The 25544-nt window shown below is 33.6% G+C and carries 22 protein-coding genes; 9 read left to right on the top strand and 13 right to left on the bottom strand.

All coding sequences use genetic code 11. The features are described 5' to 3' along the window. The 9 genes from AB671_RS12055 to AB671_RS12015 form a co-directional block, all read right to left on the bottom strand. Positions 1–2376, bottom strand: coding sequence for a GumC family protein (locus AB671_RS12055; RefSeq protein ID WP_066677490.1), 2376 nt, complete (start codon positions 2374–2376; stop codon positions 1–3). A 20-nt stretch (positions 2377–2396) separates the two neighbouring features. After that, positions 2397–3206 (bottom strand): polysaccharide biosynthesis/export family protein, encoded by an 810-nt coding sequence (locus tag AB671_RS12050; RefSeq protein WP_066677488.1) that lies wholly within the window; start codon positions 3204–3206, stop codon positions 2397–2399. Positions 3207–3319: 113 nt separating this feature from the next. After that, positions 3320–5269 carry a polysaccharide biosynthesis protein gene (locus tag AB671_RS12045; protein ID WP_066677487.1) on the bottom strand — a complete coding sequence of 650 codons (1950 nt, stop codon included), beginning with the start codon at positions 5267–5269 and terminating at the stop codon, positions 3320–3322. A gap of 314 nt (positions 5270–5583) precedes the next feature. After that, positions 5584–6051 carry a regulatory protein RecX gene (locus tag AB671_RS12040; RefSeq protein WP_066677486.1) on the bottom strand — a complete coding sequence of 156 codons (468 nt, stop codon included), beginning with the start codon at positions 6049–6051 and terminating at the stop codon, positions 5584–5586. 151 nt (positions 6052–6202) lie between these two features. Then, the gene (gene glyA / locus AB671_RS12035) at positions 6203–7468 is read right to left on the bottom strand and encodes a serine hydroxymethyltransferase (protein ID WP_066677485.1); all 1266 of its coding nucleotides are present in this window, start codon (positions 7466–7468) and stop codon (positions 6203–6205) included. Between the two features lie 104 nt (positions 7469–7572). After that, the gene (gene arsB / locus AB671_RS12030; RefSeq protein ID WP_066677482.1) at positions 7573–8607 is read right to left on the bottom strand and encodes an ACR3 family arsenite efflux transporter; all 1035 of its coding nucleotides are present in this window, start codon (positions 8605–8607) and stop codon (positions 7573–7575) included. A gap of 4 nt (positions 8608–8611) precedes the next feature. Beyond that, positions 8612–9223 carry a protein-tyrosine-phosphatase gene (locus AB671_RS12025; RefSeq protein WP_066677480.1) on the bottom strand — a complete coding sequence of 204 codons (612 nt, stop codon included), beginning with the start codon at positions 9221–9223 and terminating at the stop codon, positions 8612–8614. 78 nt (positions 9224–9301) lie between these two features. Further along, complete coding sequence (locus AB671_RS12020) at positions 9302–9775, bottom strand: DUF6428 family protein (protein WP_066677478.1); 474 nt, start codon at positions 9773–9775, stop codon at positions 9302–9304. 71 nt (positions 9776–9846) lie between these two features. Continuing rightward, entirely contained in the window at positions 9847–10176 is a 330-nt protein-coding gene (locus tag AB671_RS12015) for an ArsR/SmtB family transcription factor (RefSeq protein WP_066677477.1), read from the bottom strand. 168 nt (positions 10177–10344) lie between these two features. Here AB671_RS12015 and AB671_RS12010 point away from each other — a divergent pair, with 168 nt between their 5' ends. Continuing rightward, entirely contained in the window at positions 10345–10638 is a 294-nt protein-coding gene (locus tag AB671_RS12010; protein WP_066677476.1) for a hypothetical protein, read from the top strand. Between the two features lie 81 nt (positions 10639–10719). On the opposite strand, the gene AB671_RS12005 is transcribed toward AB671_RS12010, so the two are convergent. The 4 genes from AB671_RS12005 to AB671_RS11990 all read right to left on the bottom strand — a co-directional run bounded on the left by AB671_RS12005 (position 10720) and on the right by AB671_RS11990 (position 15444). Then, positions 10720–11916 carry an efflux RND transporter periplasmic adaptor subunit gene (locus tag AB671_RS12005; protein ID WP_066677474.1) on the bottom strand — a complete coding sequence of 399 codons (1197 nt, stop codon included), beginning with the start codon at positions 11914–11916 and terminating at the stop codon, positions 10720–10722. Between the two features lie 90 nt (positions 11917–12006). Then, positions 12007–13275, bottom strand: a complete 1269-nt coding sequence (locus AB671_RS12000) for an ABC transporter permease (protein WP_066677472.1) — start codon at positions 13273–13275, stop codon at positions 12007–12009. Between the two features lie 78 nt (positions 13276–13353). Then, a complete protein-coding gene (locus AB671_RS11995; RefSeq protein ID WP_066677470.1) occupies positions 13354–14583 on the bottom strand; it encodes an ABC transporter permease in 1230 nt (409 codons plus the stop codon). Between the two features lie 171 nt (positions 14584–14754). Next, complete coding sequence (locus tag AB671_RS11990) at positions 14755–15444, bottom strand: ABC transporter ATP-binding protein (RefSeq protein WP_066677464.1); 690 nt, start codon at positions 15442–15444, stop codon at positions 14755–14757. A 430-nt stretch (positions 15445–15874) separates the two neighbouring features. On the opposite strand from AB671_RS11990, the gene AB671_RS11985 reads away from it, so the two are divergent. The 8 genes from AB671_RS11985 to AB671_RS11945 all read left to right on the top strand — a co-directional run bounded on the left by AB671_RS11985 (position 15875) and on the right by AB671_RS11945 (position 25542). Then, positions 15875–16849 (top strand): ribonucleotide-diphosphate reductase subunit beta, encoded by a 975-nt coding sequence (locus AB671_RS11985; protein ID WP_066677462.1) that lies wholly within the window; start codon positions 15875–15877, stop codon positions 16847–16849. 3 nt (positions 16850–16852) lie between these two features. Then, a complete protein-coding gene (locus tag AB671_RS11980; protein WP_066677460.1) occupies positions 16853–17344 on the top strand; it encodes a hypothetical protein in 492 nt (163 codons plus the stop codon). Positions 17345–17654: 310 nt separating this feature from the next. Continuing rightward, positions 17655–19313, top strand: coding sequence for a ribonucleoside-diphosphate reductase subunit alpha (locus AB671_RS11975; protein WP_066677458.1), 1659 nt, complete (start codon positions 17655–17657; stop codon positions 19311–19313). Positions 19314–19574: 261 nt separating this feature from the next. After that, complete coding sequence (locus tag AB671_RS11970) at positions 19575–22514, top strand: T9SS type A sorting domain-containing protein (RefSeq protein WP_066677456.1); 2940 nt, start codon at positions 19575–19577, stop codon at positions 22512–22514. Positions 22515–22523: 9 nt separating this feature from the next. Further along, a complete protein-coding gene (locus AB671_RS11965) occupies positions 22524–22757 on the top strand; it encodes a hypothetical protein (protein ID WP_157444198.1) in 234 nt (77 codons plus the stop codon). Positions 22758–22921: 164 nt separating this feature from the next. Next, on the top strand, positions 22922–23377 hold the full coding sequence (locus AB671_RS11955; RefSeq protein WP_066677448.1) for a hypothetical protein: 456 nt from the start codon (positions 22922–22924) through the stop codon (positions 23375–23377). Beyond that, a complete protein-coding gene (locus AB671_RS11950) occupies positions 23374–23574 on the top strand; it encodes a helix-turn-helix transcriptional regulator (protein ID WP_066677446.1) in 201 nt (66 codons plus the stop codon). The genes AB671_RS11955 and AB671_RS11950 overlap by 4 nt, the downstream gene beginning before the upstream one ends. Before the next feature lie 465 nt (positions 23575–24039). Next, positions 24040–25542, top strand: coding sequence for a hypothetical protein (locus AB671_RS11945; RefSeq protein ID WP_157444197.1), 1503 nt, complete (start codon positions 24040–24042; stop codon positions 25540–25542). Positions 25543–25544: the final 2 nt, after the last annotated feature.

The following is a 25544-nucleotide window of genomic DNA, read 5'->3' as shown; positions in this document are numbered from 1 at the left end:
TTATGATTTAAATATTTTTTTCCACCAAGGCTCATTAGAATCAGCATTGTAGCCATAGCCATATTTGTAACCATAGCCATAGCCACTGTTCATCTTGCTTACATCATTCAACACTATTCCTACATTTTTAATTTTCTTTTCTTTTACCTGCTTATTGATAAAGCCTGTTAGTTCTTTTTCTGTATAACCAGAACGGGTAACATAGACTGTAACATCTGCCACATCAGCAATTAAGAATGAATCTGTTACCAACATCAAAGGTGCACTATCTAATATGATATAGTCATACATAGGTTTTAAACTTTCTACAAGTTCGTGATATCTACCGTTAGATAATAATTCTGTAGGATTTGGGGTAATGACTCCCGAATAGATCACATCACAATACGGATTGAATGAAGTAGGATGAATAATTTCTGACACATTAATTTGGTCATCATACATAAATTCTGAAAGACCAATTAATCCTTTTCTACTTTCGTTATATCTCTGTAGCTGCGGGTTTCTAATATCTGAACCAATAATCAGTACCTTTTTTCTAGGTGTTGCCAATGTTAAAGCCAAATTAACTGAAGTAAATGTTTTCCCCTCTCCTTTAACTGTAGAAGTAACAAGAACTACATTTCCTTTTTTGTTTTTCGGCAACATAAAATTAATATTCGTAATTAAAATTCTGAATGCTTCAGCCAAAGGAGACAAATCATTTAATTGCACCACTTCAGCATCACCCTTTTGCACTGATGGAAGTTCACCAACGACTGGCGCTTCATCAATCAATTTTTCCAAATCAAGCTTTGTTTTAACTTTATTGTTGAATAATTCTATTAAGTAAATAACCGCAAAAGGAATCAGTAACCCAATAATGAATGCTCCCACATAAATGATCATTTTTTTAGGAGAAACGGGTATAGAATTAGTTAGTGCATCGTCAACAATTCTCGCTTTGGGTGCTGCAATTGCTAAAGAAATGGCAGCTTCTTCACGTTTTTGCAGTAATAATAAATACAGCTGTTCTTTGATGTTCTGTTGTCTTTCAATACTCCTGAACATTTTCTCCTGAACAGGAATTTTAGAAATTTTCCCCGACAATCTGTTTTGTTCACCTAAAATGGTGTTTCTTACAATCTGCAGTCCTGATTTGTTTTTCTGCAGACTTTGCACGACAGAACTCCGCATACTGTTGATCTGATTCGTAATATCCTGCACCACAGGATTGGCATTCGTAGAATTTTCAAGCAATCTGTTTCGTTCAATCACCAATTGATTAAACGCAGCTATAGACGTAGCAATACTTTGATCTGAAAGACCTACATTTAATGGTAAAACCTGATAAGTTCCCTGCCTGTTAACCGATGTCAGTAAGCTGTTGATCAATTCGAGCTGAGTTTCGTTTTCTAATTCTTGCTGACGATTTCCCACCGCTGTCTGTAGTGAAAGCCCTGCTTCTGTCTGAATATCGGCAATATTATTTTTAACTTTAAATTCTTCTTTCTGCGATTCTACATTTCCAAGCTCTCTGCTGATCAGCGACACTCTTTCATCAATAAAAGAAGCCGTTTTTTGCGCTTCTGAATTTTTATCCAAATTAGCTTCACGATTGTAATTCACCGCCAAGCGATTCAAAATATTTTCAGCTTTCTCGGGAACAGGATCAGTGAATGAAATCTTCAGTACCGTTGCTTCTTTCTGCGCTAGACTTACATTAAGTTGAGTTAGATAATATCGGGCTCTGTTCATTCCCGACATAAACTGCAGGATGTACATGCTTTTTTGATCGGATTTTCCTTTGAATTTTGGATTTTTCTGAAACATGACCACTCCAAAAGGCATGGTGACCGCTGTATTAAACTGTGCCTGTATCTCTTTTTTTAAATCTTCAGATTTAATAATAATTTTATTCCCTACAACTTGAGCGGTAACCTCGTTTTTGGGATATTTTGCTTTCTTTTTTTCACTGATAATGCGTACCAAGAAAGGAGAAGACTCCTGATAAAGCTCTGTTTCTTTAACACTTCCCTTAGAATAAACGCTGGTTTCCAATGCGAGCTCTTTTACTACAGAAAGCATCAGCTTTTTAGATTTTAGAATCTCAATTTCGTTATCCACCGAATTGGTTCCCATACCACCGATGCCTCCCAATTCAGAAATCATCGACATTTCAGGCTGTGAAGAGGCTGATTTTTTTACTTCCTTAATTAATAAAGTAGATTCTGTACTGTATACGGGAATACTGTATCTTAAAAAAAACCATGCAGCAATAACCGCTATAATTACTCCTATAATAAACCAATACCAACGATGAATATAAGGTTTTAAAATTTCTCTGATGTTGAAAGACTCTTCCTGAGACTCTTCTTGTGTTTGGTTGTAATCCACTATAAAGAATTCTTCTTATATTAATTTTTTGTAAGGGCTAAAACTCCAATAACCAAAGAAGCAATAACTGATGCCACCGATATATACAATCCTGTATTAGGATCTACCCTAGCTGCTTTTTCTCGGTTAGCGTTAGGCTGTATGTAGATTACATCATTCTGTTTAAGATAATAAAAAGGTGAATTGATAAACTGAGCACTGTTAAGGTTTATTCTATGGTGTGTCATTTGCCCATCTACAGTTCTAATAAGAAGAACATTGTTACGGATACCATAGGTAGTCAAATCGCCCGCTAATCCTAAAGCAGCGAGCACCGTAGTATTTCCTTCAGGAACGACATAAACTCCCGGTCTGGCAACTTCACCCATTACCGACACTTTGAAGTTGATCAATCTAGCATCAATAACAGGATTCTTTACGTATTCACCGACAAGATTCGTTAATTTTAATCTAAAACTCTCTATATTTTCATCTTTAGCGTTTACTTTACCGATTTGAGGAAATACGATATTATAATCAGTATCTACAATATACGTTTGACCTACAACTGGTGTTGGCTGCGGAAGACTATTAGAGCTAGGATTTGAATAACGAACGACTTCAGAACTTGACGAATAGCTTTGGTTAAATGGTCTCACCACATCCAAATCTTTTGCCGTTACGGAAATAATCAACTGATCTCCCGGTTGTAATGTCGTACGGCTGTTTTTAATTGAATTATCTAATGTAATATTTTCAATGTCTTGCATGTAATTAATGTCCTGTCTCGGTGTACAAGAAAATACAGCCAGACCTAAAGCACTATATACAAAATATTTTTTAAAATTCATTTTCGGTAATTTTTTCACAAAAATAGGATTATTATTTTTCAAACAAAACTTGTTGAGGGTTATATTAAGAATTAGCTGTTAATTATCCTTAACAACAGTTTTTTTTATTTAAATTAATTATCTACCAGATTCTTTTTATCTAATACTTCAAATTCTGAGTTATTACTAATAAATTCTGGCACAATATCTTTTAAAAGCTTCACCACGTGCAACTTGTCTCTTTTTACCGCTGCTTTGATTACTTGTTGACATAAAAATTCTATTTCATCAAAACCAATCAAAGGATCTTTAGAAATCATAATTTTCTGATGATGAGTAGGAACAGTCGTCGCATTATCGCTCAGTAGCTCTTCATACAATTTTTCGCTTGGTCGTAAACCAATGAATTTGATCTTAATATCTATCTCCGGTCTAAAACCAGATAATTTAATCATTCGTTTGGCTAAATCTAAAATTTTAACAGGTTCTCCCATATCAAAAACATAAATTTCTCCTCCAGCACCCATTGTTCCTGCCTGAAGAACCAATTCGCAAGCCTCAGGAATTGTCATGAAATACCTGATAATATCGGGATGGGTAATGGTAATAGGTCCTCCTTTTTCAATCTGCTTTCTAAAATGCGGAATCACTGAACCGTTGGAGCCTAATACATTTCCAAAACGAGTTGTAATAAATTTCGTTGTATTGCCTTCTAAATTTTGCAAAGACTGCACAAAAAGTTCGGCTGTTCTCTTCGAAGCCCCCATTACATTGGTAGGATTTACTGCTTTGTCTGTAGAAACCATTACAAAACGGTTTACTTTATATTTTTTTGAAAGCAAAGCCACATTTTTAGTTCCCAATACATTTACAAAAATAGCTTCATGTGGGTTTTCTTCTATTAAAGGAACATGTTTGTAAGCAGCGGCATGATAAACCATTGAAAACTGATAGGTTTCAAATATTTTTTCGAGTCTGTAAGAATTAGAAATATCTGCCAGAATAAATTTGAATTTCTGCTCAGGATATTTTTCAAGCAATTCTAGTTCCAGTTCGTATAAAGGAGACTCTGCCTGATCAAGTACCACAATGAGTGAAGGGCTGAACTGAGCCACTTGGCGTACAATTTCACTCCCAATAGAACCTGCACCCCCAGTCACTAAAATATTTTTATTAAGATGTCTTTTTGTAACATCCTCATTTTCAATTTTAATAGGTCTTCGGTTTAGTAAATCCTCAATTTGAAGCTGACGAATTCCCCCTACCAAGTCTGAATCACGCATTTTACTTAATGTAGGGGCTTTAAGAACTTTTAATCCGTGATCTAATGCCAATGACATCCATTCTTCGAGCTCTTGCTTTGACATAATTTCTTTGATAATCAAAAGCGCATCAAACTGTTTAATTAGATTTTTATTTTTAAAAAAATAATCACTATTATAAATTTTATTTCCCAGCAGAACCGCCTTGTTTGAATCTGATCGTTTTGTGACAAATCCCTCTAAGCGATAAGGATAATTGGGATTATGAAGTATTGCTCTTGCCAAAGAAACTGAGGGATCACTTACCCCCACTACTGCAACTCTGGTTTTTGACGAAGCTCCTTTAACATCAATTAAAATATTAAAAAACTGTTTGATGAGCATTCTAAAGAAGAACATCAGTGAAACTGAAATAAAAAAGTAAAGAAATAGAGTTGGATATAAATAAAATGACTTCCCGAGTATTAGCTCTATACAAAAATTGATAGACATTAATGTTATCAAAGTACTTCCTGAAGACAAAAGAATCTTAAACAAATCAAAAAAAGTAGAATGCCTTACAATACCTGCATATGTTCTAAAAACAAACATAAACAATAAATTAACCCCAATAAGTAATATCCTTTTTTCTAAACTTCGATTGGGAAAGTTGACCTGTACCTGTAACCAATCTAAAAACTTATACGAAAGAAATATCGAAAAAAATACAATAGAAATATCTATAAGAATTACGATCCATCTCGGTATATATCTTAGATCTGTAAGTTTAACAATATTGTCCCCTTTATACAGTGCAGCAAAAGCATCAGTAAGCTTTTTCATTCAACATTTTGATATTTTCGATTATTTGGCAAATATAATGATATTATTTTTATAAAAAAATTGCTATAATATTAATTTAATTAGAATTAATCAAAAAAACTGAAAAAAATTATTATATCAAATAAAGAAAATAGCAATATTAACAAATTAATACATCATTCAAAAACATTAAACAAAACCATTGGCAAGTCTTAAAACAAATGTAATAAGTAAGATAACATCATTCGTTTTATCTCGTTTGCAAATATATTGGTTTTTTCATAAAAAAAATCAATATAAAATACCCCTAATTTAATGATATATTATAGTCTATATTAATTTTCTATTACTTGCAGAATAAATTCGTATTCAAAGCCCCTGCTTAGAAGATATTTAATCGTTTTTGCCTTTTTTTGATACTCCATCAAGCCTTTTAATTTCGACTCGTAGTTTTCGTATATCTTATTGATTATATTCAAATAATCAACCTCGTCAATTTCATCGAAACAGCTCGTGATTAGTTTTTCAGTAATGCCTTTTTGTTTTAAATGCATCTTGATTTTCGTTCTACCCCAACTTTTTATATAAAACTTTCCACGAATATAACTTCTGGTAAATCTTTCTTCGTTCAGATAATTTTCTTTCATCAAAAACAAAAGAATTTCTTCTTTCGCCTCAGGGATTAAAACAAACTCACGCATTTTTTGCTCAACCTCAGCATGACAACGATCCTGATACACACAATAATTGGCAAGTTTCAGTTTAATTTCTTGAAAGGTGAAAAGTTTTTTCTCGGAATTCATTTTGAGTTGATAGTTGATAGTTGATAGTTGATGGTTGATGGTTGATGGTTCAAAATTACAATTTGCAAAAAAGAGGCACAAAATATTTGCACCTCTTTTTATTTTTATATTGAAAAGCTAACGGCAAATTGCTATTAGCCAAAAGCAATTCTTAATAATTAAATAAAGCCTTACCTTCCATTAATTGGTTCACTTTCTTTCTAGTACCTGCAATTACTTCTTCATTTTTAATATTGTCTACTACTTCAGAAATTAATTCTGCAATGGTGTTCATATCATTTTCTTTAAGACCTCTTGTCGTGATAGCCGCAGTTCCTAATCTGATACCAGAAGTAGTGAACGGAGATTTATCATCAAACGGAACCATGTTTTTATTACAAGTAATATCCGCTTTTACTAAAGCTTTTTCAGTTTCTTTTCCGTTTACTCCTTTATTTCTAAGGTCAACCAACATCAAGTGATTATCTGTTCCGCCACTTACAATATCAAAACCTAAACCTACCATCGCTTTTGATAAAGCCTGAGCATTAGATTTAACTTGTTTTGCATACGTCAAGAACTTATCATCGATAGCTTCACCGAAAGCAATTGCTTTACCAGCGATTACATGCTCCAACGGTCCACCTTGAATTCCTGGGAAAACAGCTCCATCAAGAACCTGGCTCATCATTTTGATATCACCTTTTGGAGTTTTGTGTCCGTAAGTATTTTCAAAATCTTTACCCATCATGATCATTCCTCCTCTTGGACCTCTTAAAGTCTTGTGAGTTGTTGTTGTTACAACATGACAGTGCTCGAATGGAGAATTTAATAATCCTTTTGCTACCAAACCTGCAGGATGTGCAATATCTGCCCAAAGTGTTGCTCCGATTTCGTCTGCAACCTCTCTGAATTTTGCATAATCTAAATCTCTTGAATACGCAGAGAAACCAGCAATTAACATTTTTGGTCTTTCTCTCAACGCTACTTCTCTCATTTGGTCGTAATCAATCAAACCTGTTTCCTGCTGTACTCCGTAAGAAACTACGTCATACTGAATTCCTGAAAAGTTGACTGCAGAACCGTGAGTAAGGTGACCTCCCATAGAAAGATCCATCCCCATAATTTTATCTCCAGGTTTCAAAACTGCCAAATAAATTGCAGCATTTGCCTGAGAACCAGAATGCGGCTGAACGTTTACATAATCAACACCGAAAAGCTGCTTTGCTCTGTCGATTGCCAATGTTTCAACCTCATCTACTACTTCACAACCTCCGTAATATCTTTTTCCCGGATATCCTTCTGCATATTTATTCGTCAATACACTTCCCATTGCTTTCATTACATTTTCAGAAACAAAGTTTTCTGAAGCAATAAGCTCTAATCCGTGGGATTGTCTTTCTCTTTCTTTTTCGATAAGGTCAAAAATAATGTCCATTTATTCTTAGATTTTTAGATTTTGAACCCCAAAAATACGGAATTTAGTATAGATTTAAGTATTTCTAATAATGATTTTTACACTTAAGTCTTTACTTTTTCAATTTAATTTAAATAGAATTTTCTCTTTAACCACAAACTGGCTTTTACCAATAAGATCAAAACCGGAACTTCTACCAAAGGGCCTATAACGCCAACGAAAGCTTGTGCAGAATGAATTCCGAAGACAGAAATAGCAACCGCAATCGCTAATTCAAAATTATTTCCTGTAGCCGTAAATGATATCGAAGCATTTTTATCATAAGAAACATTCATCCATTTATTAATGAAAAAACTCACGAAAAACATCAATACAAAATAGATAACAAGAGGAATTGCCACTTTCAAAACATCCATCGGAAGCTCTACAATTTTATCACCTTTTAAAGCAAACATCAAAACAATGGTGAATAACAGAGCATACAAAGTAACCGGAGAAATCTTTGGTATAAATTTCCGGTTGTACCATTCTACACCTTTCAATTTTACTAAAAAATAACGCGAAAAAAATCCTGCTAAAAAAGGAATCCCAAGATAAATCAAAACACTTTCTGTTACATCTTTCATCGGTACAGAAACATTGAAATTTCCCAATCCTAATTTTTGTGGTAAAACGTTGACGAACAACCAAACAAAAAAGCTGTAAGAGAAAATTTGAAACACACTGTTCAAAGCAACCAAAAATGCAGCGTATTCCCGGTTTCCTTTGGCTAAATCATTCCAGACAATTACCATTGCAATGCATCTTGCCAAGCCAATCAAGATTAAGCCAATCATATAATCTGGTTCATTTTTTAGGAAAATAATTGCCAGAATAAACATTAAAACGGGACCTACAACCCAATTGAGAAGCAATGAAAGCGATAATACTTTTTTATCTTTAAAAGCTATTGGCAACAGAGAATAATCTACTTTTGCAAGCGGCGGATACATCATTAAAATTAAACCGATTGCCAGCGGAATATTGGTACTTCCAACCGAAAGCGAGTTGGTAACAGATAAAATATTTGGAAATAAAAAACCTAAACCTACTCCGATTGCCATTGCAAGGAAAATCCAAAGGGTGAGATAACGGTCGAGAAACTTGAGTTTGGGCTGCATTTTTTTAATTTTTAACTAAAGAAAAAACATACAGACATTCCATCGCAATTTGATTGCATCTCTCAGTATATTTTTCGTCCTGAAGAATAGAATTATCGTAAGATTTTGGGTCAAAATAAGTTGTTCCGATTCGCAAATCGCACCCCGGAATAAATGGACAATTTTCGTCTGCATCTCCGCAAGTCATTACCGCCACAAAATTTTCTTTGGGCAAAGTTTCATCATCAATTGTTTTTGAAAAACAGAGACTCGATTTATTCTCTCCAAAAACAACTTCATATTTCGGATTGGTCGTTTCGTCTAATTTCTCCACATCAAAACTTTGAGATTTCAATGCATTGATGGCATTTTGATTGAAAGCCGTCACTTCAGTTCCTGCAGAAAAAGTATTGATGTTGAAACCATAAAAATCGGCAGCCACTTTTGCCCAAATTTGTCCCAAATGACTTCGGCGGGAATTATGCGTGCAAACATACACCAGGTTGATTTCTTTTCCTGAATTGAATTTTTCCTGAATATGATTGGCTAATTTTTCCAATAAACCTTTTCTTTCAGGATTAATTTCTTTAAAATTTTTGCTGGTGATTTCGCAACGTTCTTTAATTTGTTGTTTCATTTCGAATTTACATTATATTGTTATGCCACGAATACACAAATATTCATTTTATTATTCGTGCATTTGTGGCTGAAAAAACTAGCAACACCCACTTCCTGGTTCGCAAGAATTTCCTGAATTTGACGTTAATTCTGACAGATTTTTCTTTTGTTTTTCTGAAGGAATTCCGCACGCATCCTGAGCTAAACAAGCTGTCGTTTTATTGACCAATACAAAATGTTTCCCATTGAATTCCAAATCATATTTTCCGATGGTTTCAGCTTGATATTCCACTTCAATTTCTGAATCTTCTATTCCTAATTTTTCTTCGGAAAGTTTGATAATGTTTAAAAGTTTTCCGGGTTTCAGACGATGTTCAAAATCATCGGCATCCCATAACTGAAAATTCACTACTTTTTCTGAACGAATTACCCCGCCACAATCGATAAAGTTTTTGGCGATTTGCCCTACCTCTGTTACGTGAAAATGTTCTGGTACAAATGTTCCGTTTTCCAACTGAAATTCTACATTTTCTAATGATGGCAAAATTTCTTTAATCTTTGAAAGTTTCATATGATTTATATTTAATTAATTTTAAATTGTAATATTGCTATATAACGATATTGATAAATAAAAAAATGCCTTTAACAGCATGATTCTGATTGAATATCCTGAGTAAAAAACAATCCTAATTCAGCTTGTACTGTTTTCCAGACTTTCTCATCAATACAGTAACAAACCGATTTTCCTTCGATAGAACCTTTGATGATTCCGATATTTTTCAACTCTTTTAAATGTTGTGAAATTGTAGCTTGTGCCAAACCCAATTCTTCTACCAAATCATTACAAATACACGCTTTTTGATTGATAATATGCTGCAAAATAGCTATTCTTGCAGGATGCCCCAAAACCTTGAAAAGCGTTGCCAATCTGTTTTGTTTATCACTAAAAATCTCAGTCTTTGTAAGTCCCATTTTCTTATTTTAATATTGCAATATTACGATAATAAATTTATTTCGGAAAATAAATTTTAATTTTTATCTTTAGAATACGTAAAATTGATAAAAAGTTAACATCAAAATTGAGTTATAATGTAAAATGATATATTTGCATATCGTAAAAGAAAAAATTGTCTGAAAATTATGGGAAAGAAAAAGTATAAAAAACAATTGCTTAACACTTTAAAAGCTCTTGGTAAATCTGAACATTTAATCCTTGAAAACATGACCGACCTTATGCTGAAAGGAGAATTAAAGAAAAGTAATATAGAGTTTAAAGACGGCGATACATTTAGTTTTAAAGACAATATTTTTGATTACAGCGAAGATAAAAACATCAGAAAACTGGCTAAACTTCGCAGAAAAATGTTGACGACTATGAATAAAATCGTAGTAAAAAATGAATTTAAAGATAAAGAAATTAAGTTTTTAAGCTAAATTTTAGCTCTTATAATCTAAATTACTAAAGCAAAAAAAGTCCCAGATATTCTGGGACTTTTTACTTATATCAAAACGAAATTATTTCTTCGCTTTTTCTTTTAATTCTTCTTTATCCTTATCTGAAGGGTTCCAAACTTTCACATCTGAGTTTTTATCAATACCTGAAAGAATCTGTACATTAATTCCGTCGCTTGCGCCAAGTTTTACATACACTTTCTTAAACTTTCCGTCTTTTTGTTTTACCTCAACAAAAGGAACATCTTTACCATTTTTCTTTTCATACTGAATAAGAGACTCATCCAAAAGTAAAGCGTTCTTCTGAGAACTCATCACGATTTCTCCGTTGGCAGAAAATCCGGCTCTGATGTACTCGTTATTCGGGTTATTTACATCACCTTCAACCGGGAATTTAATCGTACCGTTGGTATCTTTTCCTTTTGGTGCAATCATTGTCAGCTTTCCTGGAAACGTCTTATTCTGCAAAGCTCCGATGACGATTTTCATATCCATTCCCTGCTTCAATTTTCCAGCTTGAGCTTCATCAATTTCTCCTTGGAAAATTAGTGAATTCAAATCTGCTATCGAACAAATTGTAGTTCCAGCATTAAAAGAGTTGGCTTCAATTACCTGACTTCCTACTTTTACAGGAACTTCAAGAACGGTTCCCGCTGCTTTAGAACGAATTTGTGTTGTTGCCAAACCTTGTAATTCAGGAGTTGCACCCGTTTTTACAATTTGTAATCTCTTTTGAGCAGTCTGAAGTTGCTGGTTGGCATTTTTCACGCTTTGCTGCATTGAGTATAATTGCTGCTGAGAATTTAGAAATTCCTGCTTTGAGATTACTCCTTGTTTGAAAAGTTTATCCTGCATCGCAAATTGCTTCTGCATATTATCAACATTCATTTTTGCATTGCTTATCTGAAGTTGAGAATTTACCACTTCCTGTTGTGCATTATTTACTTCGGCAATGTTTGGAATAATTCTCACTGTTGCAATCAGTTGCCCTGCTTCTACTCTATCTCCTTCATCAACCAAAATTTTATCAATGATTCCTGCAATGTTTGGCTTAATTTCGATTTCTTCTTTAGGAACAATTTTACCTGTTGCCATCACTTTGTCTTCCATATTTTGGATGGAAGGTTTTCTCGTTAAGAACGTCTCACTTTGAGTGGAATTTGATTTTATAACATAGCTAATTCCTGAAATTAATGCTACCGCAAACAAAAGCCCTAAAAAGATATAAATGCCTTTTTTCCAGGTAAATTTCTTTTTCATATGTATCGTTTATTTTTTTTATTTAATTATTAAGACTGAAAATATAAAACCTATTTCCATCTTCAAATTTTCAAATTATATTATTTAAAATTACTCACTTCTCAATGCTTCAATTGGTCGTATTTTAACTGCTCTTTGTGCAGGAATCATCCCAATGATTAAACCTAAAATTACCATAACTGACATGGCACTGAAAACATTTCCATAATTTACCGTTGGGTTGTAAAATGGAAATTCATCTTGATTTTGCGTTAGCGTATTAAAAATCATCAACACAAAAATTCCGAAAATAAATCCGAGCAAACCTGAACTTAATGTAATCACCACACTTTCCAACAAGATTTGATTTCTCACTTCCGAAGGTTTGGCTCCTAGAGCTCTTCTGATGCCGATTTCTTTTGTTCTTTCTTTTACGGTAATCAACAAAATATTTGATATTGCAATGACACCGGCAAGAATCGTTAATGTTCCTACGATGATGGTCAAAAGCTGCATCCCGGTAAGGAAGCCTGTCAATTTTTTAAATTCTTTCCCTAAATTAAAGCTTCCAAAAGCATTAGTATCTTCGGGCGAAACCTTATTTTTCTTTTTCAACTCATCTTTTACACGGTCTTCAACATCGTTTACATCTGCATTTGGCTTACTTACAATCGCAAAAACATCTACATTATCACCGTCATTATAAATTTTTGTGAATGTAGAAAGCGGAATAAAAACAGTCTGGTCATTATCCATTCCACCACCTCTTTTCACTCTGAAAACTCCAATTACATTGAAGAATATACCTTTAACGTTAATTGACTTCCCAATTGGGTTTTCATTCTTTTTAGAATCAAAAAAGTTTTTATAAACCTCTTCACCAATTACAGCGACATTTTTATTTTGCGAAACATCTGCATCATTAAGATATCTTCCGTAAATAAGTTTTTTCTCTGAAATTTTATTTCCGATAGGATAATCTCCATTCAAACTGTAGGTTGCCGTCTTTCCATTTCTAGACATTTGTTCGCCCGCAGTTCCGAAATTACCTCTTGAGTTTTTTGGAGAGATGTATTCAATCTCGCCAATTTTTCGCTGCAGCATGTCGATATCCTGAAGTTTCAAATCCATCCCCCTTCCTTTAGGAAAACCTTCGTAAGGAATGGATGTATTTTGTGCCCAAAGAAAAATAGAATTGGTAGCAAAACCTGAAAATAATTTATCAAAACCATTTTCCATACCTTTTGCAGAGCCCAATAAAACTACGTAAAGGAACATTCCCCAACCCACGCCAATCATGGTAAGAAACGTACGAAGCTTATTATTCTTGAGTGAATAATAAATCTCCTGCCATGTATCTTTTTTAAATAAAATGTTCACTTTTGTTGAGTTATAAGTTATTAATGATGAGCTATAAATGATTTTCAAATTAACTCATCAACAAATTTTCAAATTAAATTATTCAGTTCTTAACGCTTCAATAGGTTTAATTTTTGAAGCTCTGTATGCCGGAACAAATCCTGCAATTAAACCCGAAATTACCAAAGCGATGAATGCCGCAATAATTTCGTACCAACCCACACTTGGGTTTTTAATAAAATATTCTTCTAAATTATCTCCTATTAAATTCAATGCTAAAACACCCAGTCCTACTCCTACAAATCCTGAGACTACGGTAATCACAACACTTTCCTGTACAATCAACGCAACGATGCTTCCCGGTTTTGCACCAATTGCTTTACGCACACCGATTTCTTTAGTTCGCTCTTTTACGATATATACCATGATGTTGCTGATTCCGATAATTCCTGCCAATAGAGTTCCTAGTCCGATGAAAGTTACAATTCCTGTTAAAACAGCCATAAACATAAACGTTTCATTCATATTTTTAGCGTTATTCCAGATACGCACTCCATTTTCATCATCAGGAGAAACATTTTTTCGGGCTTTAAGACCATCTTTCAGTTTATCTCCATATTTTATAGCCTGCTCCGGAGTAAGCTTTTCGTTATAAGCAATATATACCGTACTTACCGTGTCAGAACCTTTTTTCATTTGCTGCAAAGTAGTGATAGGAATCGTAATGTGTCGCTCATCATAATCTCCACCATCATCAGAGAAAACACCTACAACTTTGAATATCGTTCCGTTGATATCTAAATCTTTACCTACCGGACTTCCGTTTTTTATCAAATCTCGTTGCACCATTCTACCGATTACGGCAACGTTTTGCTTACGTTCTAAATCTACAGGCGAAAGATAACGGCCTTCCAGCATTTTTCTGTTTTCAATATATTTTTCTTCAGCTTCGGCACCGTTTATTTGGTAAGAACCACTTTCCTTACCGTACTTCACCATTAGATTTGCTGTATATCTCGGCGTTGAATATCCTACTTTTTCTTTGTCATTATTAACCAAAAAATCGTAGTCTTCGTTATTCATTGTTACGGTACGATCAGATTGCAACCCATTATAGGCAATGGTTGTTTTCCCAGTATATATGGTAATCAAGTTCTGAGCATCTCGTGCAAAACCTTCTGTAAAAGCATTTTTTAAACCACTTCCAATTCCGAAAAGGACGATAAAAATAAACAGACCCAAGGCCACGGTAAAGCCCGAAAGCACCGTTCGCAATACATTACTGCGAATCGAACTGAATATTTCCTGCCAACGATCTAGGTCAAACATATTTTTTGGTTTGAGGCGGAAAGATGGATGATGGAAGTTTCCATACTTACCGCTGATTTTTTATTTAATTTTAAAAGTAAATTTTCACTTTTTATCAATCACAACTGTGATATATTTTGATTGGAATGCTGCAATAAACTTCACGCAGGCAGCTTACAACATCCAGCCTATCTACAGAATAATCTGCTTTATAAAATCATCACTTTCAATAATTCCGTCTCTTAAAATGACGTTTCTTTTAGTTTGAGCGGCAACATCGGGCTCGTGGGTTACAACGATGATTGTTTTTCCTTCGTTATTGATATCCTGAAGAAGCTTCATAATATCATGTGTGGTTTTTGAATCTAATGCTCCGGTTGGTTCATCGGCAAGAATTACTTTTGGATCTGTAATTAATGCTCTTGCAATGGCAACTCTCTGTTTTTGTCCACCTGAAAGTTCATTCGGTAAATGATCAGCCCATTGTGCCAATCCTACTTTCTCAAGATATTCTAAAGCCCTTTGATTTCTTTCTTTTCTGGAAACATTTTGATAATATAAAGGAAGCGCTACATTTTCTATAGCGGTTTTATAACCAATCAAATTGAAAGACTGAAACACAAATCCCAAAAATTTTGAGCGGTATTCTGCAGCTTTCACTTCATTGAGGTGTTCGATAGGAATTCCATCCAGCTCGTAAGTACCCGAATCTTTTTCATCCAAAATACCGATAATATTCAGCAAAGTAGATTTTCCGGAACCTGAACTTCCCATAATAGAGACAAATTCACCTTCCGATATATTGAGGTTTATTCCTTTGAGAACGTGAAGTTTACTCTTTCCTGTATCGTATGATTTATTGAGATCCTGAATTACTAACATTAAGCTTTGGATATTTTATGTCTTATAAGTAGCCACTGTTGTCATTTTGTTACAAGTTTAGAAAATTCTTTTTATTTTACCACTGTTTAATGCCTTATGTATTGAAATTCAATTATTTAAATTTAATCGTTTAATCAAAATCTTCATTAGTAATTTGTTTACCTCACTTAAGTTGCTCTAACCCAATGGTAAAGGGTGTTTCATGTAAATGTGGAAAACTTTTAAGGTTAAAAGCCAGCCAATTACTCTTTACCCCTTTCAAAATCAGTCTTCATTTTCTAACTTTGTAGGTAGATTCTGAAAGAAGGTAATGCTGATCAAGGTAAAAAAATCGCATTATTAACTTTCAAAAAATCAAATACTTACCGTTTCAACGATTGTATTTGTAGAATTTTATTTTTGACAAAACAAAAGACATAAAATTTATAATATGGGAATTTTCGATAAAAGAATTAGTTATAAGCCATTTGAGTACCCTGAAGTTCTTCAGTTTACAGAAGCTATCAACAAATCATTTTGGGTACACTCTGAAGTAGATTTCACGGCAGACGTTCAGGATTTTCAGTCGCAGCTTGAGCCGCACGAAAAAAATGCTGTAAAAAATGCACTTTTAGCGATTGCCCAAATTGAAGTTTCGGTAAAGACTTTTTGGGGAAATCTTTACAACCACATGCCAAAACCTGAACTTAACGGCCTTGGAGCTACTTTTGCAGAGTGCGAATTCCGTCATTCTGAGGCGTACTCTCGTTTGCTGGAAGTTTTGGGTTACAACGAAGCGTTTACTCACGTAGTAGAAGTTCCGGCTCTTAAAAAGAGAATCGACTTTTTATCAAACGTTTTGAAGCATGCCAATTCTACCACTCCAAAAGAGTATGTGTCTTCTCTTTTATTATTCAGTATTTTGATAGAAAACGTTTCGCTTTTCTCACAATTTGCAATCATTCTTTCTTTCACAAGATTCAAAGGATACATGAAAAATGTTTCCAATATCATCGCTTGGACTTCTATTGATGAGCAGATTCACGCCAATGCAGGAATTTATCTGATCAATAAAATCCGTGAAGAGCAACCTGATCTTTTGACTGATTCTGATATTGAAGATATTTATACTTTGGTAGACCAATCTATCGAACTGGAAGGTGAGATCATCGAATGGATCTTTGAAATGGGAGAATTCAGCTTTTTCACAAAAGAAGATTTATTAAACTTTATGAAATACCGTGTTGACGACAGTTTAAAGAAAATCAACATGGCAACCCGTTACAACATCAGCGGAGAACAATACAATCCGATGAAATGGTTTGAAGAAGAAGTTTTCGCTAATTCTATGGATGATTTCTTTGCAAAAAGACCGGTAGATTACACGAAACACGATAAGAGTATTACGGCGAACGATTTGTTTTAAATTATGATTGCTACTCCTAAAATTTCAAATGAAAATAATATAAAAGAGGTTCGAGGATGGATTATTGATTGTCTAAATGGTGTGGAAATGTTTGTGGACAAAATAATTATCGACTTTTTTAAACCTGAAAACATTGAAGATTTTAAAAAAATTATTTTAAATGCATCTATCATGAATTTTGGTGCGAAGATTAAAATTTTATCAAATATCGATTACATTTCCAACAAAATTATTGAAAAAATACGAAAATTATCTGCTATTAGAAATGGATTTGCCCATGCTCATTCCAAGAATATTTTAAAAATAATTCATGACCCTAAAAAAGAACCAGCTACTAAGGTTGAGTCCTACAAAGGAATTGAAGTAATGAATTCTAGCGGTAAAGTAGAAATAAAAAACTTTTTAGACTACTACAATGAATTTAAAGAAATGTTTGAAGAAACCAAAGTGATGTTAACGGAATTATTTCAAGCAAAAGGATTAACCATTTTGTAAACAAATTTCAGATCAATAGAAACGGGCTTTAATCCGTTAAAAAAAAGACTACTTCATTCCTCGCAATGACGAGGTTCAGAAGTAAAGAAGACAAATCATTGTCTTAGCCCTGATTGAGCGACGTGTCTGAGCTCTTTTTCTGATTGCTGAGCTCGACGAAGTAAACAGAAAAAAGCGAGTAGCGAAAGCAGGTAGAAAAGTGAAAAGAAGCAAGACCTAAGTGCTTCAAATAAAAAATAATAAGAACAAAAGATTGCTTCGTAGCTCGCAATGACAAACGAGAATTGAAGTATCGAGAACAATATAAAAAATGGAAGAACAAAACAACAACATCTGGTGGCTGAATGAAGAGTCTGAACAAATGCTTAACAGAGGTTACCTTTTGAAAGGGGAAACCGTAGACGGAGCGATTGACAGAATTACCACTGCAGCAGCAAAAAAATTATACAAACCTGAACTTCAACCGGCTTTTAAGGAGATGATCATGAAAGGCTGGATCAGTTTTTCTTCTCCTGTTTGGGCGAATATGGGAACGCAGAGAGGTCTTCCAATCTCTTGTTTCAATGTACATATTCCAGACAGTATTGAAGGGATTACCCACAAAATGGGTGAAGTGATCATGCAGACGAAAATCGGGGGCGGAACTTCAGGATACTTTGGAGAACTTCGTAATAGAGGAACTGCGGTAACTGATAACGGAAAATCTTCGGGAGCAGTTTCGTTTATGAAATTGTTTGATACTTCGATGGATGTTGTTTCTCAAGGGGGTGTAAGAAGAGGAGCTTTTGCAGCATATCTTGATGTTGACCACGGCGATATTGAAGAATTTTTATCAATTAAAGATATTGGAAGTCCGATTCAGAACTTGTTTACCGGGATTTGTGTTCCTGATTACTGGATGCAAGATATGATTGACGGGGACGCCGACAAGCGTAAAATCTGGGCAAGAGTTTTAGAAAGCCGTCAGCAAAAAGGTCTTCCTTATATTTTCTTTACAGATAACGTAAACAGAAATAAACCTCAGGTGTATAAAGACCTTGGATTAACAATTAATGCAAGTAATCTTTGTTCGGAAATTATGCTTCCGTCTACAAGACAAGAGTCATTTATCTGTTGTCTGTCGTCTATGAACTTAGAATTGTACGATGAATGGAAAGATACGAATGCAGTACAGTTGGCAATTTATTTCTTGGATGCTGTTTTGTCTGAATTTATCGAGAAAACGGAAGGGAATTATTACCTTCAGGGAGCGAGAGACTTCGCAATGCGTCACAGAGCGCTTGGTTTAGGAGTTTTGGGTTACCATTCTTACCTTCAAAAAAATATGATCCCTTTTGAGAGTTTTGAGGCGACTCAGTTTAATGCAAGAGCATTCAAACACATCAGAGCACAAGCCGATATTGCATCAAAAGAATTGGCAAATATCTACGGAGAGCCGGAAATCTTAAAAGGTTACGGAATGAGAAATACAACGGTAATGGCAATTGCTCCTACCACTTCAAGTTCGGCAATTTTGGGACAAACTTCTCCGGGAATTGAGCCTTTTGCATCAAATTACTACAAAGCTGGTCTGGCGAAAGGTAACTTCATGCGTAAGAATAAATACTTAGCTAAATTGTTGGAAGCGAAAGGCCTTGACAATGAAGAAACGTGGAGAACAATTATGCTAAATCATGGTTCGGTACAACATTTAAGTGAATTGACCGACGAAGAAAAAGCAGTATTCAAAACGTTTAAAGAGATCTCTCCAATGGAGATTATTTCTCAGGCTGCACAAAGACAGCAATACATCGATCAGGCTCAGTCTCTGAACTTACAGATTCCTTCAACCATGCCCGTAAAAGACGTAAATTATCTTTACATCGAAGCTTGGAAAAAAGGAGTAAAAACTTTGTATTACCAAAGAAGTTCATCTGTTTCTAAGGAAATGATGGTGAATTTTGTGAGCTGCTCGGCTTGTGAAGCTTAAGTAAAGAGCCAAGTTAGGCTTTGAATATATCTTAAAACCGTAGATTTTTTCTGCGGTTTTTTTTTGTAAAATTCCCTAAAATTCGATGTTTTATAAAACATAATAAATTAACAAATCATTTGTCGACAAGCTACAGATATACAACTAAATGTTTTTTTTGAAAATTTATAAATTATTCTAGCTCAGATATAAAATCAATTCATATATTTGTGATATCAGTTTACTTTACATAAGGTAATTGATAATTAAACACATAATGACATGAAAAAAATTTTATTTACACTTAGTGTAAGCTGTTTCTCTATAGCTTATACGCAAAATCTAAATTTTGCAGATTCTAAATTCAAAGCTTTAATTTTAAGCTCAAATTCAAGTAATGAAATCGCCAAAGATCTTAGCGGAAACCCAATAGCTATTGATGAAAACGGTGATGGTGAGATTCAGGTTTCGGAAGCACAGCAAGTGGTGATTCTAAATGTGAAAATGGACGAGACCCAGAAATACGATGCCGTAACTGGAGACATTAATTTCCCTTATTATTTTAGCCATCTTCCAGAGAACATTTCTGATGCTCTACTTTTTACCAATATTGAAGAACTCTATATTGCAGACACGAAAAATGCGAATATCAGTTTTGTAAATAATGCTAAAATTAAAAAATTGATGTGTATAAGCCGTTGGTTTTACAAAGAAGGATCTTTCAACGGAAGCGTTTATGAAACAGATTTTTTTCCCGTCGATTTTACCATTGATAATTGTCCGTCGATCCTAACGATGGCTGATATTAGTGCTTCTTATCATCCTTATTTTCTAGGACAAGCTATTTTTAGAATTAAAAATAACCCTCAATTTAATGGAGCATTAGTTCTGAATGACAAATTGGTTTCAGAACTATATTTCGAAAATATCAATTTAACCTCAATTAGTATTAATGACAGTAGAGGGCTTGTAAAATTATCGGTTCCCAATATTTCAACATTACAGACGATTAATATTACCAATACACAAGATTCACAGACCTCTGATCAAGAAATTAATTTAATTGCGAGTAATTGTAATACTTTACAGGAAATTATTTTAGATGGCGATTACTATGATAGTCGTGCTGTTTATTTATCGGCAATCAACGTCAATGGGTGTACTTCTTTAAAGAAAATAAAAGGTCTTAATGCTCTAAATATTGATTTTTCGACAGCTGGGTTAATCAATTTGGAGGAACTTGATTGTTCATTCTACAATAGATATATCTACAATACAACCAGCGGAGTTTATTATGGAAAATTAAATTCATTAAATCTTTCAGGTCTTCTCAATCTTAAAATATTAAAAGCCTCTAATCAGCCAATTACAAATAATATCAATTTTTCAGCGGCATCTAATTTAGAGAATATTGATGTTACTAATTCATCCGGGTATATGACTACTATGGATTTAAGTACTCTTAGCTCACTTCAGACTTTAAAAGCTGACAGAGTATATATTAATTCAAATTACGGAAATAATGATCTTACTTCAGTAAATATTAAAAACGGCGCTCTTGAACAAAGTGTTACTTTCGGTAGTAATTATAATCCGAATTTATCAGTCTGTGTAGACGATGGTCAATTGTCAGCTTTGCAGACTCAATATCCCAACATTAATTTTTCAACTAACTGCAATAGTTTATTCACTACAATTTGGAATGGTACAAGCTGGTCCAACGGAGCTCCCAATTTCAAAAATGTAATTATTACTGGTACTTATACCACCTCAACGACCTCTCCTGCTTTCAATGCTAAAAACATGACCATTCAAAACGGTGGAGCTTTAGAAATTACTTCAGGAAATACAATTTCAGCTTTAAATGTAACCCTGGAAGACGGAGGTAACCTTATTCAAAAAGATGGATCTACTTTATCTTACTCAGGAGCTTTCAAAGCATTGAAAAATGGCACGAGCGAAGTTAATAAATATGCATTTTGGTCTTCACCAATAGTGAGTCAAAATTTAGCTAACATCTATACCGGAGCAACACCTGCATTTATTACAGAATACGATACAGCTACCGACTATTATGTAAATGCTAACTCTACAACCTCAGTATTTGGTAAAGGATATTCTATTAAAACTCCCGTTGCCAATGCGGCTTTAGTTTTTGAAGGAGCACCCAATAATGGAACGCAAACTTTTACATTGGCAACTTCTGGAAACGGATTTAACTTAATTGGCAACCCATATCCTTCAAGCTTAGATTTAGGAGTGTTCTATAACACTAATTCTGCAAGAATTTCAAGTACATTCTATTTCTGGGATAATAAAAGTACGAATGTAACCCTTCAGAATGGCGCTACCACTACAAATTACGGATATGCTACTTTCAATGGTGCAAATCCTACTTGGGTTCCTGCTCCTAATAGTAACGGAGGAACATCTGTAGTGCCGACCGGCGCTGTTGCCAATATTGGTCAAGCATTTATTGTTAAAACTTTAAATACTTCTGTGGATACTTCATTAACATTCAATAATGAAATGAGAGGTGCTACAAATGGTACATTTTTTAATAAAAACAATTCTACAGAAGGTAAATTCTGGCTAAAATTAAATTCTGAATACAATACCAATAATATTTTCGCTGTAAATTATACGACTGGAGCTTCTGACTCATTCGATAATTATGATTCTAAAGCAATAGGAATAGGCTCTGATGCATTCTATACCTTAGCTGATGCTCAAAAATTAATTATCCAGGGGAAAGAAAGTTTTGATATCCATGATATGGTGCCTGTAGGAGTAAAACATTTTCAAAACGGAAACTTTACTATCTCTTTAGTACAAAAAGAAGGATTATTCAATAGCGGACAGGCAATTTATCTGCTTGATAAAACGACAGCCACTTACACCAATCTTCAGAATGGAGCTTATACATTTACTGCAAATGCAGGAGAAAACGCAGATCGATTCGAGATTGTTTACAAGCTTGATGTTTTGGCAACTACTGAAGTCAATAAAGATTCTTTTGAAGTATACAGGGATGGTGAGGATTTCGTAGTGAGAAATAATAAAAATATCGAAAAAGTAGAAATATTTGATGTAGCTGGAAGAAAAATCCAGACGATTAATGAAAATTCTAAACTAATTCGTGTACAAGTTTCTTCTAAAGGTGTTTATATTTTAAAAGCAATATCAGAAGGTAAAGAGTATACCAAAAAAATAATAAAATAACAGGAAATTATGAAAAAGATAATAATAATTTCGGTAATACTATTGTCAGGGTTTACTTTTGCACAGGAGTCTTCAGACAATCCATATGTATATGATAATGAGAGCCCTGAGCTGTATGAAGAAGAAATTACACCTGCTAATCCGGGAGATCCAAAGTCAGTACCTATTGACGAGTATATTCCTGCTCTAGTAATTGTTGCAGTCTCATTTATTGCTTATGCAAATAAAAAGAAAGCTCCTTAAAAAAGTAAAAACACCAAGTAAAAAGTTTAAAAACATTTTTTGGGTTGTGATTATATTGAAAACCGCAGAAATATTTTCTGCGGTTTTTATTCAAAATAAAATGTAAAATAAACTTTACAATATGTAAAATATTTTTTACATTTGAATAATTAAAAATTACAAACATGAATACTTTACAACTTTTCCCAAACCAATGCAAAAAGATAGGTTGGTTTATTTTTATTCCTTCATTAATTTTAGGAATAATTTCATTGACAGGAATGATTAATTTCCCTGAAATCTCGCTTCCTGTATTTTATAATTCAGGATTTCCGTTAAGCAGTGAAGATTCCGGTTTATTTACAACGACAGAAATTGCATTTTTCCCGAATCTTTTTGGAATTTTAATTATTGTCGGCGGAATTCTGACAGGTTTTTCAAAAGAAGAAATCGAAGATGAATATATTTCAAGTTTAAGACTGAAATCTGTATTTTGGAGCCTGATTGTAACCTACTCTATGGTTCTAATCTTATTTTTAACCATATTCGGAACACTTTTTTTTACTATAATGATTTTGATTATCTTTTTACCTTTGGTACTCTATGTTTTCAGATTTAACTATTTATTGTTTACAAAATGAAAAATACCATTAAAATAGAAAGAGCTTTAAAGAGTATAACTCAGGAAGATTTAGCAAAAAAAATCAGTGTTTCGAGGCAGACCATTAATGCTATGGAAGCCGGAAAATATGTTCCATCAACAGTTTTGGCATTGAAAATCGCAAAATATTTTGATAAAAAAGTAGAAGATATTTTTGAACTGGAAGATGAAGATTAGCTTAAGAAAATGGTTGTATAAGAATCATTCAGTTTCACTACATAATATGCACTCATTGGAGTGCATATTTTTTTATCTGTTTTAATGTATTCTATAATCATAAATATAGTGTTTTGAATATTTTAAAGAAGAAATTTTCACCCATTTTTATCTTTAAATAAATGCCGAGGAAGACAGATTTATCTTCTGTTGCTTTTACTTTATAAAGGTTCTTAGATATTCATTAAAAAAAATATCAGAAAACATAATTTTTATCTAGCAACGGCACTCGTTCGTAGGATAATTAAAAAAATAAAACACATCTTGTTTCAAAAAATTCATATTTAAACAAAGATAATTTTCACCCCTTACCATTCACGCTATTTATCATTCGATTCACGACATTTTTCGTGAAATGCTTATTTTTTGACAGAAATTTGTGTGAAGATTTAACGATTGAATCACGAACTGTTAAAAACAAGAAATATGAAAAATTTAGCAAAAATTCCGATTTTATGTTTTGTATTATTTCTGATGATACAGACATTATATGCACAAGCCAAAAAGAAAATTGTTGCACCGAAAGAAACGACCACTTTTGTCGAAAATATTTTTAAAACCGACTTAGAAGAAGCTACTCTACTTTTAGATGAAGAGCTGTCACAAATTGGGATTGTTTTTAAAAAAGTAGAGGACGAAAAAGATTACATCTATGACGACCAACTAAAAAAAACAGATACCATCAATTCTATTTTTAAATATTTGACAACTGATGACAATTATCAATTTACTCTGATTGCAGATAAAAATAATACGGTTATAGGCTTCTCACTCAATAATTATCCTGTAAACAAGGATTTGTTCCCCAAAATTCTTCAAAAACTAGGCATTAAAGACTGGAGCCTTGTAGAAACAAAAGGAACACGCTCTCTCTACAAAAGAGGAAAACTTTTTGCCAACATCAACTCGGGAGAATATTTCAGTTGTGATGTATTTGTTCCGGCTGTATTGCCAGCAGGTAAAGCGATAGACTCACTCACTTTACGCTCTTCATTTGCAGAAAATATAGATTTTACAAATGAATTGATGACCAAGATGGGATTCAAACTTTTATCTGCAAAAAAACGTGCTGTTTATAATAAAACCGATACTCCGGCTTATGATTTTGTAAGCTATTATCAAACTATGTATTACAATCAGGGCACCGAGGTTACAGTTGTAATGAATGAAAATAAAAAAAACAGTATTATCATCTCAAATCCCAATGCTATCATTTTTAGCACTTTAAAAACAAAACTTATAGACAATACCTGGAATCTGCGATATACTAATTCTGTATACGACATGGCCTACTACAGAAAAAATAATAGTATGATAAGTATTGCTCCCAGTATGAATCAAATACAGCTGTATCCGGTAGCTTCTCTGAATGATAATGAAACTAAACTTGCCTATGGAAGTCTGCTCTCTCTCTCTGAACTAGAAGATATCTACAGTGGGTTTTCTTATGAAGATAGAGTCGCTTATATGAATGATCATTTTGCAACAAGCAACGTTTACGACAGTCCAAATTTTATCATTAAGAAAAAAGGAGCAACCATACGATATATTTTCTACGACGACAAAACATCTAAAGAATACTGGGGACTGAAGTATAGCGTAGATAATGACAACTCTACAATAGCAAATCTGTATTATAAAAATATGATAGAAAATTACACTTCGCTTATCAGCCAAGATTTTACACTTACTACAGGAAAAAATACTTTGCCGAACCGAACCCAATTTTATGATAAAACAATTTATACGGCTAATGCAGCCAATCAGCAAGCGAAAGAAACAGCACAGCTTTTGGCAGACCAAAGAGCAGCTGCCGAACAAAAGCAACGAGATATATTGAGAGAGCAGGAAAAAGCACGCAGAAATGCAGAGCTTACCAATACCATCAACCAAACAACCAACGAACTTTTAAAACTTTTACAAAAATAAAA

This window comes from Chryseobacterium sp. BGARF1 (assembly GCF_001677955.1).
In the GTDB taxonomy this organism is placed as follows: domain Bacteria; phylum Bacteroidota; class Bacteroidia; order Flavobacteriales; family Weeksellaceae; genus Chryseobacterium.
This window is presented reverse-complemented; position numbering and strand designations above follow the sequence as displayed.

Excerpts from the sequence above, each read along its gene's own strand:
- AB671_RS12050 (WP_066677488.1), bottom strand. The coding sequence starts at position 3,206 with ATGAATTTTAAAAAATATTTTGTATATAGTGCTTTAGGTCTGGCTGTA.
- AB671_RS12045 (WP_066677487.1), bottom strand. The coding sequence starts at position 5,269 with ATGAAAAAGCTTACTGATGCTTTTGCTGCACTGTATAAAGGGGACAAT.
- AB671_RS12040 (WP_066677486.1), bottom strand. The coding sequence starts at position 6,051 with ATGAATTCCGAGAAAAAACTTTTCACCTTTCAAGAAATTAAACTGAAA.
- glyA (WP_066677485.1), bottom strand. The coding sequence starts at position 7,468 with ATGGACATTATTTTTGACCTTATCGAAAAAGAAAGAGAAAGACAATCC.
- arsB (WP_066677482.1), bottom strand. The coding sequence starts at position 8,607 with ATGCAGCCCAAACTCAAGTTTCTCGACCGTTATCTCACCCTTTGGATT.
- AB671_RS12025 (WP_066677480.1), bottom strand. The coding sequence starts at position 9,223 with ATGAAACAACAAATTAAAGAACGTTGCGAAATCACCAGCAAAAATTTT.
- AB671_RS12020 (WP_066677478.1), bottom strand. The coding sequence starts at position 9,775 with ATGAAACTTTCAAAGATTAAAGAAATTTTGCCATCATTAGAAAATGTA.
- AB671_RS12015 (WP_066677477.1), bottom strand. The coding sequence starts at position 10,176 with ATGGGACTTACAAAGACTGAGATTTTTAGTGATAAACAAAACAGATTG.
- AB671_RS12010 (WP_066677476.1), top strand. The coding sequence starts at position 10,345 with ATGGGAAAGAAAAAGTATAAAAAACAATTGCTTAACACTTTAAAAGCT.
- AB671_RS12005 (WP_066677474.1), bottom strand. The coding sequence starts at position 11,916 with ATGAAAAAGAAATTTACCTGGAAAAAAGGCATTTATATCTTTTTAGGG.
- AB671_RS11995 (WP_066677470.1), bottom strand. The coding sequence starts at position 14,583 with ATGTTTGACCTAGATCGTTGGCAGGAAATATTCAGTTCGATTCGCAGT.
- AB671_RS11990 (WP_066677464.1), bottom strand. The coding sequence starts at position 15,444 with ATGTTAGTAATTCAGGATCTCAATAAATCATACGATACAGGAAAGAGT.
- AB671_RS11985 (WP_066677462.1), top strand. The coding sequence starts at position 15,875 with ATGGGAATTTTCGATAAAAGAATTAGTTATAAGCCATTTGAGTACCCT.
- AB671_RS11980 (WP_066677460.1), top strand. The coding sequence starts at position 16,853 with ATGATTGCTACTCCTAAAATTTCAAATGAAAATAATATAAAAGAGGTT.
- AB671_RS11975 (WP_066677458.1), top strand. The coding sequence starts at position 17,655 with ATGGAAGAACAAAACAACAACATCTGGTGGCTGAATGAAGAGTCTGAA.
- AB671_RS11970 (WP_066677456.1), top strand. The coding sequence starts at position 19,575 with ATGAAAAAAATTTTATTTACACTTAGTGTAAGCTGTTTCTCTATAGCT.
- AB671_RS11965 (WP_157444198.1), top strand. The coding sequence starts at position 22,524 with ATGAAAAAGATAATAATAATTTCGGTAATACTATTGTCAGGGTTTACT.
- AB671_RS11955 (WP_066677448.1), top strand. The coding sequence starts at position 22,922 with ATGAATACTTTACAACTTTTCCCAAACCAATGCAAAAAGATAGGTTGG.
- AB671_RS11950 (WP_066677446.1), top strand. The coding sequence starts at position 23,374 with ATGAAAAATACCATTAAAATAGAAAGAGCTTTAAAGAGTATAACTCAG.
- AB671_RS11945 (WP_157444197.1), top strand. The coding sequence starts at position 24,040 with ATGAAAAATTTAGCAAAAATTCCGATTTTATGTTTTGTATTATTTCTG.